Origin of the sequence: Amycolatopsis circi, assembly GCF_003385235.1 — a bacterium.
GTDB classification, from domain to species: domain Bacteria; phylum Actinomycetota; class Actinomycetes; order Mycobacteriales; family Pseudonocardiaceae; genus Amycolatopsis; species Amycolatopsis circi.
In genome coordinates this window covers 13613-28642 of the sequence record NZ_PQIA01000023.1, presented here as the reverse complement: position 1 = coordinate 28642, position 15030 = coordinate 13613, and the positions used below count along the sequence as shown (strand labels likewise).

The following is a 15030-nucleotide window of genomic DNA, read 5'->3' as shown; positions in this document are numbered from 1 at the left end:
CCCTGTGTTGCCTGTCTGGCAATCAGGGTGCCTCCGAGGCACAATGAGTGTCAAGCGATCACGACGAGCACTTCCGCGTCGGGCGCGCCGCGCAGGGTGTGTTCGGTGGTGCCGGGGAACTGGGCCGAATCACCGGCCGCGAGCAGGTGGGTTTCGCCGTTCAGGGTCAGTTCGAGCTGGCCGCTGACCACGTGCAGCCACTCTTCGCCGCGGTGCTGGGTCGGGCGCGGCGGGACGGATTTGCCGCGCAGCGTCACCAACGTCGCCTCAAGGCCAGACGACGGAGGGGACAGGTGGGTCATGGACGCGCCGCTGGTGCCATACGTGATGGCGTCCGCGCGCCGGACGATGGGCGACCTGCGTTCCTCGGAAGCGGCGAGATCGGCGACGCTGACGTCCAGCACGCGCGCGAGCACCACGAGCGTGCCGAGGCTGGGCACGCGCTGTCCGCTCTCGACGCGCGACAGGTAGCCAGGGGTGATGTCCGCGGCGGCGGCGACCTTCTCCAGGGTGAGCCCGCGTTCCAGGCGAAGCTCGCGCAAGCGTCGCGTGATCCGCTGCTCGGCCTCTGCCGCCTCCTGGCTCATCCCCACACTGTAAGCGGCTCAGCCGGCGAGGAACTCCAGCCGGTTGCCGACCGGGTCGAAGGCGTGGAACCGCCGCCTGCCGGGGATTTCCGCCGGATCGGCCCAGGTCACGGAGCGTCCGGAGGCTTCGATCGCGGCGGAGACGGCGTCCACGTCGACCACGAACGCCGGATGCGCCTTGAGCGCGGGACGGAAATCCTCCTCGACGCCCACGTGCAGCTCGCCGTCCGGGCCGCCGACCCCGGGGACCCGGAACCAGCAGCCGCCGCGGGCGGCCAGCAGCGGCGGCTTCGGCAGTTCCGTCCAGCCGAGCACGCCGGTGTAGAACGCGCGCTCGTCGTCCTCCGCGCCCGCTGGGCAGGCGACCTGCACGTGATGGATCATGCCTCGAAACCTACGCCAGCTCAGCGGGTTTCGGCTCCGGGAAAGCGTAGAACCGCACCGCCAGAGCACGTGCGTCGTCGGACGGGCCGGGCTTGCGGGCGGCGTAGCGGTGCACCAGTTCCAGGTACTCCGCTTCGAACTCCTTCAAGTCCTTGTAGTTCAGCCGCATGGCGGCACGGCTCCCGGCGGTCCAGCCGTCGAAGGTGTCGCGTCGTTCGGCGGCCCAGGCCATCAGGCGCACCTCGCGGTCGTACTTCGCGTCCAGGTAGGCGGCCAGCTTCGGCCGGTCCTCCTCGGGGTAGTCCTCCAGCTTCGCCTCGTTCGTGCTCTGCGGGACGGGGTGCCAGCGGCCGTCGCGGGTGCGCCGGGTGTACCCCGCGTGGTTCAGGGTCAGCAGCGCGGCCGGGACGTCGATCGAGGGGAGCTGCGCGCGCAATTCGGCCGAAGTGGCGGGCAGGAGCCGGAGCACCCGCTGGTAGTTCGGGTTCGTGTGCACGGTGATGTCGCGCATGGTCAGCGGCCGCGGTCGCGCGTTGCCGGCGAGCAGAGCGCGCGCACGCAGCATCAGGAACACCGCGATCGGCACTTCCGCGAGCAGCGCGGTGCCGAGGCTGGCCCACTGGTCGGAGCCGCCCCAGTCGAGGACGACGTCGAACCAGGCGTCGCAGCACAGCAGCGCGGCGGTGGCGGCCAGCATCGGGACGGCAGCGCGGCTGCGGCGCATCCCGAGCAGCACGGACGCGGCGAAACACAGCAGCAGGACGATGTCGAAGCCGACCCAGGCGACCCGCCATTGGCTCGTGTCGAAGTGCTCGGGCAGGGTCAGTCCGAGGTAGACGGTCCACGGCACCAGGAACACCGCGATACCGGCGAGGATGGCGAGAAGCACGCGTCTGAACACTCGATCGACGCTAGCCGCCCCGGTGCCGGGGAACATCCGGGAAGATCCCGGAGATCGACCCCGAGAACTCAGTGTCTACTGTGGACGGTCGGCGGCGAGGGCCTGCCAGTGGTCGGCCTCGGCGGTCGCGCCGCGGGCGCGCAGCATCCGGGTCAGGCTCAGCATTCCCTGCACGTCGCCGGTCTCCGCGGCGACGCGGAAGCACCGTTCCGCTTGTGCCAGGTCGCTGCGGGCTTCGGCGAGATGTCCCAGGTTGGTGAGCGCCGGGATGCTGCCGTGCTCGGCGGCCTTGCGGTACCAGGCGGCGGCCTCGCCGTCGTCGCGGCGGTTGCGGGCCAGGACGCCGAGGTTGGTCATCGCCGCCGCGTCGCCCGTCTCGGCGGCTTCGAGGTACCAGTTCTCCGCCTCTTCGAGGTCGCCTCGGCGATGCAGCAGCAGCCCCAGCCGCACCTTCGCCTCGACGTGTCCGCCCTTCGCGCCGCGACGGAACCACCGCTCGGCGTCGCCTTCCCGGTTGGCCCGCTCTGCTTCCCGGCCCAGCAGGCAGGTCGCGGAGAGTTCGCCCGCTTCCACTGCGGCCCGCCACCAGCGGGCCATCTCGTCGGGTGCGCCGAGTTCTCGCAGGACGATGCCGAGGTCCAGCATCGCCGTCGTGTCGCCTTCCTCCGCGGCAGCACGGCACCAGCCTTCGGCATCGGAGTACCGGCCGTCTTCGACGAGCAAGTGGCCGAGCTGTCCGGCCGCCTCCCGCGCACCAGCTTGGAACGCGGCGGCATACCAGTGCTCGGCGTCGTTGAGATGACCCTGGTTTTCGCAGGTACGCGCGTATCCGAGCATCCCGTGCGGTTCACCGGCTTGCGCGGCTTCGTGATACCAGCGGGCAGCCTCGTCCTCGGCACCGCGCTCGGCCAGCAGGTGGGCCAGCGCGGTCATCGCGATCCGGTCGCCGCCCGAGGCGGCCCGCCGGTACCACTCCTCAGCCTCCGCCGAATCGCCGCGTTCGCGCAGGTCAGCGGCGACGCGCGTCATCGCGACGACGTTGCCGCCCTCCGCCGCCTTCCGGCGCAAGTAGTCGTCAACGCGTGTGTTCCAGTTCCGCAGCCGCCCGGGCATCTCGGACCCGCTCCTTTCCGGCTCCCCACTGAAGCAATCGTTCGCGCGGCCGAGGACGTGACACCTTCGCGAGCGTTATCCACCCCCGCTGATCTGGGGTTTTTCGTTGCCGGGCAACAACTGGTCCGACGTGGTCCTTGCCACGCCTCCGGCACTGCCGAGAGTGTCTGCGCGATTACCGGCCCGGCGACAGGCATACTCCGGCTCCCCGAACTCCCCGCCCGAGAGGATCCCGCGCACCATGGCCCGGCCGTTCCCCACCAAGCGCACCGTGCTGCTCGCGGTCGTGCTGCTCATCGCTGTCGCCGGGTTTTGGTACGGCCAGCGCGAAGTCGGCGACACCAAGTCCGAGGCCGCACCGGCGTCGGCGGCGGAGGCGACGAAGCAACTGTCCGAGCTGAAAATCGGCACGCGCGGCACCATGACCGGCTATTCGCGAGACAAGTTCAAACACTGGGACAGCCAGGGCGACAGCTGCGACACCCGCGAGGTCGTCCTCAAGCGCGCGGGCAAGGACGTCAAGGCGGGCAGCGACTGCAAGCCGACGGCGGGCACGTGGGTCAGCGTGTACGACGGCCAGACCTGGACCAAGGCGACTCAGCTCGACATCGACCACATGGTCCCGCTCGGCCAGGCCTGGGTGAGCGGCGCGCGCGACTGGACGCAGGAGAAGCGCGAGCAGTTCGCGAACGACCTCACGCGCCCGCAGCTGTTCGCCGTGACGGCGAGCGTGAACCGGCAGAAGAGCGACAAGGCTCCGGACGAGTGGAAGCCGCCGCTCGTGTCGTTCTGGTGCACCTACGCGACCGACTGGGTCACCGTGAAGCACTTCTACGGGCTGACGATCACGGACATGGAGAAGACCGCGCTGCAGGACATGCTGAAGCGCTGCCCGGCCTCGTGAGTGTTTATCCCGGTTCTAACCCAATGCCACGTAGCTTATGTTGACAATGAAAACCGGTCTCATATTGTAAGGCTCGTGACCAGCGACGACGGACTTAGTGGTCGCCGCCGGAGATTCGCGATGCCCTTGCTTGTCGCAAAGAAACCGCAGGTCAGAGACCATGATCAAATTAAGCTACGCGGCATTGGGTTCTAACCGGGATAAACACTCACGACCCATGACAAGCTGGGCCCTATGGCGACTTTCGCACTGATCCACGGGGGCGGCGGCAGCGGCTGGGACTGGCACCTGGTCGCCGAGCGGCTCAAGGCGTCCGGGCACGACGTCGTGGCCCCGGACCTGCCGATCGAGAACCCGCGGGCCACGCTCGTTGACTTCACCGACACCGTCGTCTCGGCGATCGGCGATGCGCGGGACGTCGTCGTGGTCGGCCATTCCTACGGCGGGTTCACCGCGCCGCTGGTGGCGGACCGGGTCGGCGCGCGGCTTCTCGTGTTCGTCGCCGGGATGGTGCCCGCGCCGGGCGAGGCTCCGGGGGAGTGGTGGGGCAACGTCGGCTTCGAATCGGCCGACGGCTTGAGCGTCACCGAGCAGTTCATGGCGGATCTCCCGGCCGACTTGGCCGCGGAGAACGAGCGCCGCGGCCGGGATCAGAACAGCGTCGAGTACAGCGCGGCGTGGCCGGGCGAGCGGATGCCGGACGTGCCAACGAAAGTCCTGCTCTTCCGCGACGACCGGTTCTTCTCCGCAGACCTGCTGCGCCGGGTCGCGCGCGAGCGGCTGGGGCTCGACGCGGACGAGATGGCCGGTTCCCATCTCGCGCTGCTGAGCCGTCCGGACGAACTGGCGGACCGCCTAATGGCCTATTACGCGACTGTGGCTGGCTAACCAGGCGCTGTCCCAGTTGCGACATGTCACAACCGCGACACCGAGAGGTAGTGACGTGAACCCCGGCTCGCCCCGAATCTTGTGCGATGACGTGGAGATCACGAGCCATCACTCTCGGCTGCACGGGCGCACTGGTCGCGACACTCGGCCAGGCGGCGCCCGCGGCGGCTGAGCCCGCGAGCGGTTCACCGGCGCCTGGTCCCGGTGAGCGGCACACGGTCACCTTGCTCACCGGTGACGTCGTGCAAGTCGAAAGCGTTCAAGGCGGCCGGCAGATCGCGACGGTCCGGCCGGGCAAGGGGCGGGAGAACATCCGCTTCACGCAGTCCGAAGTGGACGGCAAACTGCAGGTCATCCCGGCCGACGCGGTGTCGCTCGTGGCGGACAAGCGCCTCGACAAGGCCCTGTTCAACGTCACCGACCTGATTGCGCAGGGGTACGCCGACGAGTCGAGCCCGACGGTGCCGATGATCGCGCACTACTCCAAGGGCGTCTCGATCGCTTCCGTGCCGACGCTCGCCGCCACCACGCAGGGTGCCGAACTGCCCAGCGTGAACGGCCGCGCGGTGCGGGAAGACAAGAAGCGCGCCGGCGAGTTCTGGCAGTCCTTCACCGGTCCGCACGCCGCTTCCGGTGGCGTGGAACGGATTACGCTGGACCGCAAGGTGCACGCGTCGCTCGACCGCAGCGTCCCGCAGATCGGGGCGCCGGAGGCGTGGGCCGCCGGATTCGACGGATCCGGCGTCGCCGTCGCCGTGCTCGACACCGGCTACGACCCCAACCACCCGGATCTCGCGGGCAAGGTCGCTAAGTCGGTCAACTTCTCGACCAGCCCGGACGTCATCGACCGGTTCGGCCACGGCACGCACGTCGCGGCGACCATCGCGGGCACCGGCGCTGCTGCGGGCGGCACGCGCAAGGGTGCGGCGCCTGGCGCGAAGCTGTACGTCGGCAAGGTGCTCGGCGACGACGGCACGGCCTCGTCTTCCGAAGTCCTGCAAGGGATGGAGTGGGCCGCGACGTCCGGTGCCAAGGTCATCAACATGAGCCTCGGCGGCGGCGCGACCGACGGCACGGACGACCTCAGCGTCGGCCTCAACGAACTCACCGCTCGCACTGGCGCGCTGTTCGTGGTCGCCGCGGGCAACGACGGCCAGAACGGCGCGTCGACCATCGGCACGCCGGGTACCGCGGATTCCGCGTTGACCGTCGGTGCGGTGGACCGCAAGGACGAGCTGGCTCCGTTCTCCAGCATGGGTCCGCGTCAGGGCGACCAGGCTGTGAAGCCGGACATCACCGCGCCTGGCGTGGGAATTGTCGCGGCGCGCGCGGCTGGTACCTCGCTCGGTGAAGTAGTGGACCAGTACTACACCGCGGCGTCCGGCACGTCGATGGCGACGCCGCATGTTGCTGGTGCAGCGGCGATCTTGGCCCAGCGATATCCACAATGGACCGCGCAGCAGCTCAAGGATGGCTTGGCCAGCACGTCGAAACCGTCTGCGGGGCTTAACGCCTTCCAGCAGGGCGGCGGCCGAGTGGACGTCGCCGCTGCGGCGGTGCATCCCGGAGTCTTCGCGACGGGCACGTTGAACCTCGGCCCGGTCACCAACGACAGCGGTCCGGTGCGCAAGGAAATCACCTACCGCAACACGACTTCCGCGCCGGTCACCATCACCCCGAAGCTCGACCTGCGCCGCGGCGACGGTGCGACGCCGGGTGCCGCGGTGAAGCTCGACAAGTCCACTGTGGAGGTTCCCGCGAACGGAACCGCGACGGTCGCGATCACCGTCGACTCGGCCGCGCTGGTGCCGGGCAACTACACCGGCAGCGTTCTCGTCGGCGCGGTGCACACGACGGTCGGCCTGGTGAAGGAGCCGCCGAAGCACAAGGTGACCGTCACCGGCATCGGCCGCGACGGCAAGGCGCACCCGATGGATCTCCAGATCTTCGGCGACGACATGCGCTACGACATCGTCCGGGACGTCGTCAGCGACCACCCGTTCGTCACCGAACTTCCGGAAGGCACCTACTACGCCCGCGCGATGTTCCACACCGGACTGGCTCCGGACGAGGAACTCGCGATCGTGCTCAACCCCGAGTTCTCCATCACCAAGGACCTGAACCTGGTGCTGGACGCGCGGAACGCGGTGCCGGTGGAGATCAAGACGCCGCGGCCGTCGACGCTGGAAAACATCATCAGCAGCTACGCGCACCGTGAATTCGGCTCGCGCAAGATCTCGAACTACGTCATGGAATTCCCCGGCGTCCGGCACATCTACGTGACGCCGACGCAGAAGGTGAAGAACGGGACGTTCGAATTCGGCACCCGGTGGCAGCTCACCGCGCCGATGCTGACCGCGACCACGTTGCCGTGGCTCGGGATCAAGACCGAACTGTTCTACTACGCGTCGTCTCCGGCGATTTCCGGGTTCAAGTGGCTCGGCGTCGTTCCGGTCGACGGCGACAAGCCAGAGCAATATGCCAAGGCGCGCGGGAAAATCGCACTGGTGACCCCCGCGAAGGACGGCACGAACCCGGATACCGCAGCGAAACAGGCCGCTGCCGCGGGCGCCGCGATGGTGATGGTCGTCAGCCTGCCCGACGAGCACACCTACGCACACTGGCAGCCGCGCGGCAATCGCCTGCCGATTCCCGCCGTGCGGATCACGAACGAACAAGGCATGAAGCTGGCGGACCGGGCCAAATCCGGTTTCACGAGCATGTTCCTGCAGGGCACGCCGGTGAGCCCGTACCTGTACGACATCATGCAGGTGACACACGACCAGATCCCGCAGAAGATCGTCTATCAGGTCAACGAGCGCAACAGCGCGACGGTCACCGCGAATTACCACGCGACCGGCAAGGACGAGTGGCTTTCCGAGCAGCGGTTCGGTTGGCGGCCTTGGGAAAAGACCGCGATCAATCAGTATCAGCGGTACGCGCACACCGGAACGGCCCGCGAGGAGATCGTTTCGACGGACGAGACGATCTGGCAGCACCGGGTGAACAACAAGCTCAGCTGGGACACTTTCCAGCCGCTCGCGGTCGGCATGCTCGAACAGCCGCACACCTTCAACCCCGGCCAGCGGGCGACGGAAAACTGGTACGCGCCAGTGGTCCGGCCGGCGATCCCGCGCGGCGCGGGACTGGAAACGTCGCGCACCGGCGACACTTTCGCCTTCCGCATCCCGGAGTTCGCCGACCCGGAAACCTCGCACTACGCGTTTTCCGAGTCGGGCTGGGACGACGAGCCGGACCAGGTGAGCGCGAAGCTTTACCAGGACGGAAACCTCGTCAAGGAAGGCCCGGCGGCGTGGGGCGAGTTCCCCGCTTCGGCGGACCCGGCGAAGTACCGGCTCGACCTGTCGCTGACCAAGTCCACTCCGGACTGGGCGTACGGCACGCACACCGAAACGTCGTGGACCTTCGGGTCGAAGCGGCCCGCCGAAGGCAAAACGGACCTGCTTCCGTTGCTGCAGGTGGATTACGGCGTGCAGACCGACCTGACGCAGAAGGCGCGCGCCGGGCGTTCGCTGCCGGTCGAGTTCACCGTCCGCAACCAGGACGGCATGGCAGCGCCGAAGAATCCGCAGCTGTCGGTCGAAGTGTCCTATGACGACGGTCGCACGTGGACGAACGTCAAGCGGATGGACAGCCTCGGCGGCGGCCGCTTCCGTGCCGTCGTCGACCATCCGCGGCTGGACCGGACCAACGGATTCGTCGCGCTGCGCGTGCACGGCTCCGACGGTGCCGGGAATGCGGTCCAGCAAACCGTGATCCGGGCCTACGGGCTCTCCTGAGAAAGAGGCAGCCGGATAACCCTCGCGGTTATCCGGCTGCCGCGGGCTCGTCGAGCCAGCCCTGCCGGCTGACCTCCCACGCCAGCTGCATCCGGGTCTGCACGTTCATCCGGGTCATCAGGTCGTGGATGCGCCGCTGCACGGTCCGCTGGCTCACCGCGAGCCGGGTCGCGATCGCCTTGTCGGTGACTCCCGCGACCAGCAACGACAACAGATGCAGTTCGTCCCGATCGGGGCCGGAGCCGCCAGTTGTTCGCTCGGCGTCCTGCGGAGTCCCGTCCGCGCGCAACGGCCACGCGCGTTCCCAATAGCTCTCGAACAACGCGATCAGCGCGGCCAGCAGACTGCTGTCGCGGATCAGTGCGGCGGTCGGTTCGCCGGAGCCGTCGAGGTTCTGCACCAGCGGACACAACGCGATGGTGCCGTCCGCGATCGCCAGCCGCACCGGCACCACGGTCGACGAACGCGCCTCCTCGCCGTGCCGGATCCCGTGCGCGACGTTCTCGATCATGCCGGGCTCTTCTAGCATCGCCCGCTCGTAGACGACCCGGTACCGCACGCCGCGGGCGAGCGCGTCGTACTCGTCGGCGTTCTCGCCGGACGCCATCGCGATGTGCCCGGCCCGGCAGAACCACCGCAACTCGTGCCGGGCGCCGACCTGGATGTTCGTCAGCTGCTGGCGGATCGCCGCGCTGCCGGTGATCACCTCGACCAGTTGCGTCGCGTCCCGCCGCCGCGCGCCGCCGCGGTACTCCTCGGCCATCCGGCTCACCGCGGTGCGCGCCCACTCCAGCGATTCCTGCCCGCGCATCAGCAACGGCCCGAACGCGACGTCCGGCGGCGACGGCGCGTACTTCGGCTCGTCCCCGGCGACCAGGCTGACCAGCCCCTTGGCGTGCAGCGAACGCAGGATCGCCGACACCTGCGCCGGGCTGAGCCCCAGTTGCTCGGCCACCTGCCGCGGTCCGGCGTCGAACATCCCGACGAGGAGCCGGTAGACCCGCTCCTCGTCCCCGGTCACCCCGATTGCGTCCAGCATCCGGCGAGCGTAAGGCACCGGCAACGGGAGCGAACGAGACAAAACCGGACAGCGCGGCTCTGCCGGGCGCGGGCGGCGGGGGTGCTGATGTCCGTGAGGGGAACCCTGAGGGACTCTGAGTCCCCCAGGGTTCCCCTCACGGACTTTGCCGCTCCCGCCCGCGACTTCCCCAGGTTCGGACGACCAGGCATTTCGTGGGCTGGCTCGGTGTCGGACTGGGAGTGCTCGGCGCGGCCGGACTTCTGATGGGCGGCCGGCGTCAGCCGAGGCCGAACGCCGCCCATACGCACTTCCCGCCTTCGGCCGGGGCGTAACCCCAGCGCCGGGACAGCGCGCGCACCAGCTGAAGCCCCCGGCTGCGCGTCGCGGAGGGGGCGACCGGTTCTTTCAACTGCGGAAGGGAGGCCGAGGTGTCGAAAACCCGGATCATCAGTTCGCCGTCTTCGAGGCGAAGCTCGAGCCGGTCGGGCCGGTCGCCGTGCTCGAAGGCGTTGGTGACCAGCTCGGAGGTCGCCAGGAGCACGTCGTCGCACACCGGGGCGGGAACGTCGAGCCGGGCGAGCGCGGCGCGAACCTGGGCCCGGGCGATGGCGGGCGCGGTGACGTCGTCCGGGAGCTCCAGGCGCACGGTGGCGGCGGCCGCCCCGGTGCTCCTGGTTGGCATCCTCGACGTCGTCATGGCCTCTGCACCTCCCGAACGCTTCGCTCGCATGTGGTGTTTACCCAACTCGGCCGAAGACGAATCAGGTGCCCTCGGTGAGGTCGGTCTCGGCGAGTCCGGTACGGAGCTTTTTGAGCGTCGCCGCGAGCAGCCGGGACACCTGCATCTGGGAAACCCCGACGCGGCGCGCGATGTCCGACTGGCTCATCCCGGACCCGAAACGCAACGCCACGATCTTGCGCTCGCGCTCGGGAAGGCTGTCGAGCATCGGCCGCAGCGCCTCGCGCAGTTCGGCCTGGCCGAGGTTCGCGTCCGGCGCGCCGAAGCGCGTGTGCGCGGAGTTCTCCAGCAGGTTGTCCAGCGAGGCCCCGTAACGGCCCTGTCCGGCCCGTAGGCCCTCGTAGACGTCCTCGATCGGCACGCCGAGATGGTGGGCGATCTCACTGGGCTTCGGCGCGCGGGAGAGCCGCACGGTCAGTTCCTCGCGCGCGGCCGAGATCGTCGCGTTGAGTTCCTTGAGCCGTCTCGGCACCCGGACCGACCAGCTGTTGTCGCGGAAGTGGTGGCGCAGTTCGCCGGAGATCGTCGGCACCGCGAAGGCGAGGAAGTCGGTGCCCTGCGTGGGGTCGTAGCGGTCCACCGCGTGGATCAGGCCGACGGTCGCGATCTGCACGAGGTCGTCCATCGCCTCGTCGCGGTTGCGGAATTTCCGGGCGAGATTGCGGGCCAGTTCGAGATGCTCGCGCACCAGCCGGTCCCGGATCTCCTCGCGGCGGGGCGAATGCTCCGGCAGCTCGGTCAGCTCGTGGAACAGTGCTGCCACGTCGGTGGGCTTGTCGCCGCCGGCGGGGTTCGTCACGAGCTGGCCGCCTCACTCTCCCGGACCAGTTGCACCCGGGAGAGGTACCGGCCGTCGGCCGGAGTCACGGTGCGCCGCGCGGAGGTCGCGAGCGCGGTCAGCAGCTGCCAGGACAGACCCGTCTCGTCGCCGTGCTCGGCGCGGTCCGAGACCACCGACACAGTGACCTCGATCCGGCCCTCCAGCCAGGAGAACACGCAGGTCAGCTTGCCGTCGGCGGCCGAGGGCAGCAGCATCGAACAGGCCTCGTCCACGGCCATCCGCAGATCCTCGACCGCGTCCAGGTCGAAGTCCTGGCGCATGGCGATGTCGGCCACGATGGTGCGCAGAGTGGGCACCACGTGCGGGATAGCCGCCGTTCGCACCTCGATGAGCTGTGCGTCCTCGCGCTCGAGCGGGGCGTTCTCCTCCACGTGCTGTCCTCTCTCCGGCGTCCCACGCCAGTCTTTCGTGCCCGATCTGCCACATGCCCGGGGGGTGAGCAAACCAAACCCGCGTTTGACCGCCGCGACCGGCGGGCATGTAGCGAATCGAGTGTGCTGATCCCGGGAAAGGTGGGGACGACATGGCTGACGTGAGCCGACTGCCCAACGTGGTGGCCGAGGAGTGGGAGTGGCAGCTTCAAGGCTCTTGCCGCGGAGCGGACAGCAGCCTGTTCTTCCATACCGACAATGAGCGAGGTTCCGCGCGCGAGCGCCGCGAGTCCCGTGCGAAGGCGATCTGCCAGACCTGTCCGGTGCTGGCGCAGTGCCGCAAGCACGCGATGACCGTCGAAGAGCCGTACGGAATCTGGGGCGGCCTCGGCGAGATCGAGCGCCGCGAGCTGTTCATGCGCGAACGGCGGGCCAAGCGCAAGACAGTGTCCGCCTGAGCCGACCGACCCCCATACCCGCGTGCCCACCTGCGGCGCGCGGGGTGTCGTGCGTCCGCCGGTCGCCCGCGCGCCAAGGTGTATCCGTGTGCCGACGCGGCGGCGGTCACCCACTGGGTTAGGGTTGAGTCTCCAGATGCTTGGGACCGTGACACGGTTGCCGCTTGAGTACTACAGGCGCGTACCGGCGCAGGAGCAGCGCCTGACGAGGAGAAACTGCATGCCCGCAGCCGACCAGAACGCCACTCCGCCCGGATTCGGCCTCACGCTGGACACCGCGGCCGCCGAGCCGAGGGTGGTGGTCACGGGTGAACTCGATCTGCTCACCAGCCCGCAGCTGCAGGAAGCACTTGCCGGGTTGATCGCGGACAAGAATTCCCGTCGCGTGGTGGCCGACCTCACCGGGGTGACCTTCTTCGATTCTTCGGCGCTGAACGTCGTCCTGCACGCCCAGCGGCAGGCCGGGGAACAGGACGTCGAACTCGAGGTCGTGCCGAGCCCGGCCGTCAGCCGGGTGATCGAACTCACCGGCGTGGCCGAACACCTGAGCGTGTCGGAGGAACCTCCGGCCTGATCTCCCGATACGGTCGCGCGGGCTGACTGTGCCGATCGTTGCTGATCCGACCGCAGGCACGGCCTAATGGCTTCGTAACAACGGTTACGTGCCCGGCCTGCTTTTGGCCGGATCAGTGACTGGCTCGCGACCTGGGGGACGACCATCATGATGGGGCGCACGCACGCCCTGACCGGCTGGTGCGCGGGGCTCGCCCTCGCGCCCGCGGTCGGCGTCGGCACAGTGCACCAGGCGGTGGTCTTCGCGGCCACCACGGCCGGGTTCGCGCTGCTGCCGGACCTGGACCACCCCAGCGCCAGCGCCACCCGCCTGTTCGGCTGGCTGACCGGCGCGCTGTCCTGGCTGCTGCGCCGGGTGTCTGCAGCTGTATACGCCCTGACCAAGGGTCCGCGCGACGAAAAGGTGACCGGCACGCACCGGCACCTGTCGCACACCCTCCTGTTCGCCATCGCCCTCGGCGCGGCTACCTCCGCTGGCTGTACCGCCGGTGGGGCCTGGGCCGTGCTGGGCGTGCTGTTGTTCGGTCTGCTGCTCGCCGTCGCCGCTTTAGGCGACTGGCTGCTGCTCCCGTACGGCGGCGCGGTGGTCTGGTGGTACTTCACCGCACCAGACGACCGGGTGGCCCAGCTGGCCGACATCTCGGGCTGGCTCGGGGTGGCCGTCGCGGCTGGCTGTTTCGTCCATTGCCTCGGCGATTCGCTGACCGAGTCGGGCTGCCCGTTCCTGTTCCCGCTGCCGATCGCGGGGGAGACCTGGTACGAACTCCGCCCGCCCAAGCCGCTGCGGCTGCACACCGGGAAGAAGGTGGAGACGCGGCTGGTGTTCCCGGTGTTCGCGCTGGCGGGAGTGCTGCTGGTGCCGGGAGTGTGGGATTGGACGGTGGGGACGGTGGAGCATTTGTTCACCCCTCCGGTCTCCCAGACCGCGACTCAGTAGCGACTACGCCCGTGCATGAGTCCGGGCAGCGAGCTGGCGCAGACCGGGGAGGGACGCCTGCCCGGGATGCTGCAACAGGTCGCTCACCAGGTGGCGGACGGTCGCTCGGGTGCGAACTTCCCCGGGCGCGGTCCGTTCGGCGGCCAGCAGAGTCCGGTACGCGCGGTCGGGCTTGTTCCATTGCGCGAAACACAGAGCGACGTCGACGAGAAACCGGGCACGTCGTTCGGTGCCGGGGATGCCCGCATCGGGCGCGACGGACGCTGGCGAGGGGCGTTGTTCGCCGAGCATCGAACCGTCGAGTTGGAGGACATCGGCGCGATTTGGTATCGCGACCCCGCAGCGTTCGATTTCCCGGACACGCTCACGGAAGCCGAGCGCGCTTACGCCCACCGGGAGGCGCGGCTTGGCCTCGGCGGCGTGCTCGCCGCGCTGCCGGTGCTCTGGGCCAATCGGCTCAGTGAGACTCACGCGATAGCCCGCCGATACCGTTCCCCGAGAACCCGCAGCGCTTCAACGAGTTCAGCCGGTTCCGTCACCGTGAAATCGACCCCGAGCGAACCGAGATGAACAGCAAGAGTCTCGACGCTGTCCGCACCCGTATCCAGCACGCACCGGTTGTCGTCAACCGGCGTGACAGCGCCGACAGCGGGATTGATCCGCTCCGCAAGCCGCTCCGCGGACAGCTGCACCAAGACCCGCGCTCGGTAACGCCACGAAGCTGAGGACGCGCCCCGGCGTACCCGGTCGACAGCCTCCTCCGGAAGCGAGCGAGGAACGAACCGGGGACCGCCCGGGGTGCGCGGGCTGAGCCGGTCCACCCGGAAGGTCCGCCAGTCGGCCCGCTCGACGTCGAACGCGACGAGGTACCACCGGCGTCCCCAGTTGACCAGTTGGTACGGCTCCACGTCTCGTCGGCTCTCGGCGCCGTCGTGGCCGAGGTAGTCGAAGCGCACGCGTTCGTGGTCGCGGCAAGCGGCGGTGAGGGTGCTGAGCACGTCCGCGTCCACCCGCGGGCCGAGGTCGTCCCGGGGCACCGCGACGGCGTAGCGCTGGATGGCTTCGACCCGCCGCCGGAGCCGGGCGGGCAGGACCTTCTCCAGTTTGGCCAGCGCGCGCAGCGAAGTCTCCTCGACTCCGGTGATCGTGCCTCCGGCAGCGGTCCGCAGCCCGATCGCCACCGCGACCGCCTCCTCGTCGTCGAGGAGCAGCGGCGGCAGCGCGGCTCCGGCGCCGAGCCGGTAGCCACCGACCGCGCCGCGGCTGCCGTGCACCGGGTAACCGAGGGTGCGCAGGCGCTCCACGTCGTTGCGGATGGTGCGGGCGCTGACCGACAGCCGTTCGGCCAGTTCGCCTCCGGTCCACTCGCGGGGTGTCTGGAGAAGCGAGAGCAAGCGCAGCAGCCGCGCCGAGGTTTCCAGCATTTCCGCAGTATCCCGCGCGAATAGGAACGTAGCTTGCCTAATCCGCTCCTATGGTCAGGACAAGTCAGGAAACGAACCGCTCGGAGGAC

At 69.1% G+C, this 15030-nt stretch carries 16 protein-coding genes; 6 read left to right on the top strand and 10 right to left on the bottom strand.

The genetic code is table 11. The features are described 5' to 3' along the window. Positions 1 to 50: 50 nt before the first annotated feature. The 4 genes from D0D37_RS12465 to D0D37_RS12450 all read right to left on the bottom strand — a co-directional run bounded on the left by D0D37_RS12465 (position 51) and on the right by D0D37_RS12450 (position 2985). The gene (locus D0D37_RS12465) at positions 51 to 587 is read right to left on the bottom strand and encodes a helix-turn-helix domain-containing protein (RefSeq protein ID WP_116200671.1); all 537 of its coding nucleotides are present in this window, start codon (positions 585 to 587) and stop codon (positions 51 to 53) included. Between the two features lie 18 nt (positions 588 to 605). Beyond that, complete coding sequence (locus D0D37_RS12460; RefSeq protein WP_116200670.1) at positions 606 to 971, bottom strand: VOC family protein; 366 nt, start codon at positions 969 to 971, stop codon at positions 606 to 608. Positions 972 to 981: 10 nt separating this feature from the next. Continuing rightward, positions 982 to 1872 (bottom strand): hypothetical protein, encoded by an 891-nt coding sequence (locus tag D0D37_RS12455; protein ID WP_244223488.1) that lies wholly within the window; start codon positions 1870 to 1872, stop codon positions 982 to 984. A gap of 75 nt (positions 1873 to 1947) precedes the next feature. Then, a complete protein-coding gene (locus tag D0D37_RS12450; protein ID WP_116200668.1) occupies positions 1948 to 2985 on the bottom strand; it encodes a tetratricopeptide repeat protein in 1038 nt (345 codons plus the stop codon). A 241-nt stretch (positions 2986 to 3226) separates the two neighbouring features. Here D0D37_RS12450 and D0D37_RS12445 point away from each other — a divergent pair, with 241 nt between their 5' ends. The 3 genes from D0D37_RS12445 to D0D37_RS12435 all read left to right on the top strand — a co-directional run bounded on the left by D0D37_RS12445 (position 3227) and on the right by D0D37_RS12435 (position 8577). Next, complete coding sequence (locus D0D37_RS12445) at positions 3227 to 3889, top strand: HNH endonuclease family protein (RefSeq protein ID WP_116200667.1); 663 nt, start codon at positions 3227 to 3229, stop codon at positions 3887 to 3889. A 234-nt stretch (positions 3890 to 4123) separates the two neighbouring features. Next, positions 4124 to 4777, top strand: a complete 654-nt coding sequence (locus tag D0D37_RS12440) for an alpha/beta fold hydrolase (RefSeq protein ID WP_116200666.1) — start codon at positions 4124 to 4126, stop codon at positions 4775 to 4777. An 86-nt stretch (positions 4778 to 4863) separates the two neighbouring features. Next, positions 4864 to 8577, top strand: coding sequence for a S8 family peptidase (locus D0D37_RS12435; RefSeq protein ID WP_116200665.1), 3714 nt, complete (start codon positions 4864 to 4866; stop codon positions 8575 to 8577). 28 nt (positions 8578 to 8605) lie between these two features. Here D0D37_RS12435 and D0D37_RS12430 read toward each other — a convergent pair whose 3' ends face one another. From D0D37_RS12430 to D0D37_RS12415, 4 genes are all read right to left on the bottom strand, one after another. Continuing rightward, complete coding sequence (locus D0D37_RS12430) at positions 8606 to 9616, bottom strand: helix-turn-helix domain-containing protein (RefSeq protein WP_116200664.1); 1011 nt, start codon at positions 9614 to 9616, stop codon at positions 8606 to 8608. 259 nt (positions 9617 to 9875) lie between these two features. After that, entirely contained in the window at positions 9876 to 10295 is a 420-nt protein-coding gene (locus tag D0D37_RS12425) for an ATP-binding protein (protein WP_162834185.1), read from the bottom strand. 64 nt (positions 10296 to 10359) lie between these two features. Further along, positions 10360 to 11136 (bottom strand): SigB/SigF/SigG family RNA polymerase sigma factor, encoded by a 777-nt coding sequence (locus D0D37_RS12420; protein WP_116200662.1) that lies wholly within the window; start codon positions 11134 to 11136, stop codon positions 10360 to 10362. Further along, positions 11133 to 11549: an ATP-binding protein gene (locus D0D37_RS12415; RefSeq protein ID WP_037807276.1), complete on the bottom strand. Its 417-nt coding sequence runs from the start codon at positions 11547 to 11549 to the stop codon at positions 11133 to 11135. Before D0D37_RS12415 ends, D0D37_RS12420 begins: the two co-directional genes overlap by 4 nt. Positions 11550 to 11701: 152 nt before the next feature. On the opposite strand from D0D37_RS12415, the gene D0D37_RS12410 reads away from it, so the two are divergent. The 3 genes from D0D37_RS12410 to D0D37_RS12400 all read left to right on the top strand — a co-directional run bounded on the left by D0D37_RS12410 (position 11702) and on the right by D0D37_RS12400 (position 13517). Beyond that, complete coding sequence (locus tag D0D37_RS12410) at positions 11702 to 12007, top strand: WhiB family transcriptional regulator (RefSeq protein WP_116200661.1); 306 nt, start codon at positions 11702 to 11704, stop codon at positions 12005 to 12007. Positions 12008 to 12227: 220 nt separating this feature from the next. Continuing rightward, entirely contained in the window at positions 12228 to 12581 is a 354-nt protein-coding gene (locus D0D37_RS12405) for an STAS domain-containing protein (protein WP_116200660.1), read from the top strand. 150 nt (positions 12582 to 12731) lie between these two features. Further along, complete coding sequence (locus D0D37_RS12400) at positions 12732 to 13517, top strand: metal-dependent hydrolase (RefSeq protein ID WP_116200659.1); 786 nt, start codon at positions 12732 to 12734, stop codon at positions 13515 to 13517. 3 nt (positions 13518 to 13520) lie between these two features. On the opposite strand, the gene D0D37_RS47890 is transcribed toward D0D37_RS12400, so the two are convergent. Together D0D37_RS47890 and D0D37_RS12385 are read right to left on the bottom strand one after the other, a co-directional pair. Continuing rightward, positions 13521 to 13988, bottom strand: a complete 468-nt coding sequence (locus D0D37_RS47890) for a hypothetical protein (protein ID WP_244223487.1) — start codon at positions 13986 to 13988, stop codon at positions 13521 to 13523. Continuing rightward, positions 13985 to 14941, bottom strand: a complete 957-nt coding sequence (locus tag D0D37_RS12385; protein ID WP_116200658.1) for a helix-turn-helix transcriptional regulator — start codon at positions 14939 to 14941, stop codon at positions 13985 to 13987. The genes D0D37_RS47890 and D0D37_RS12385 overlap by 4 nt, the downstream gene beginning before the upstream one ends. Positions 14942 to 15030: the final 89 nt, after the last annotated feature.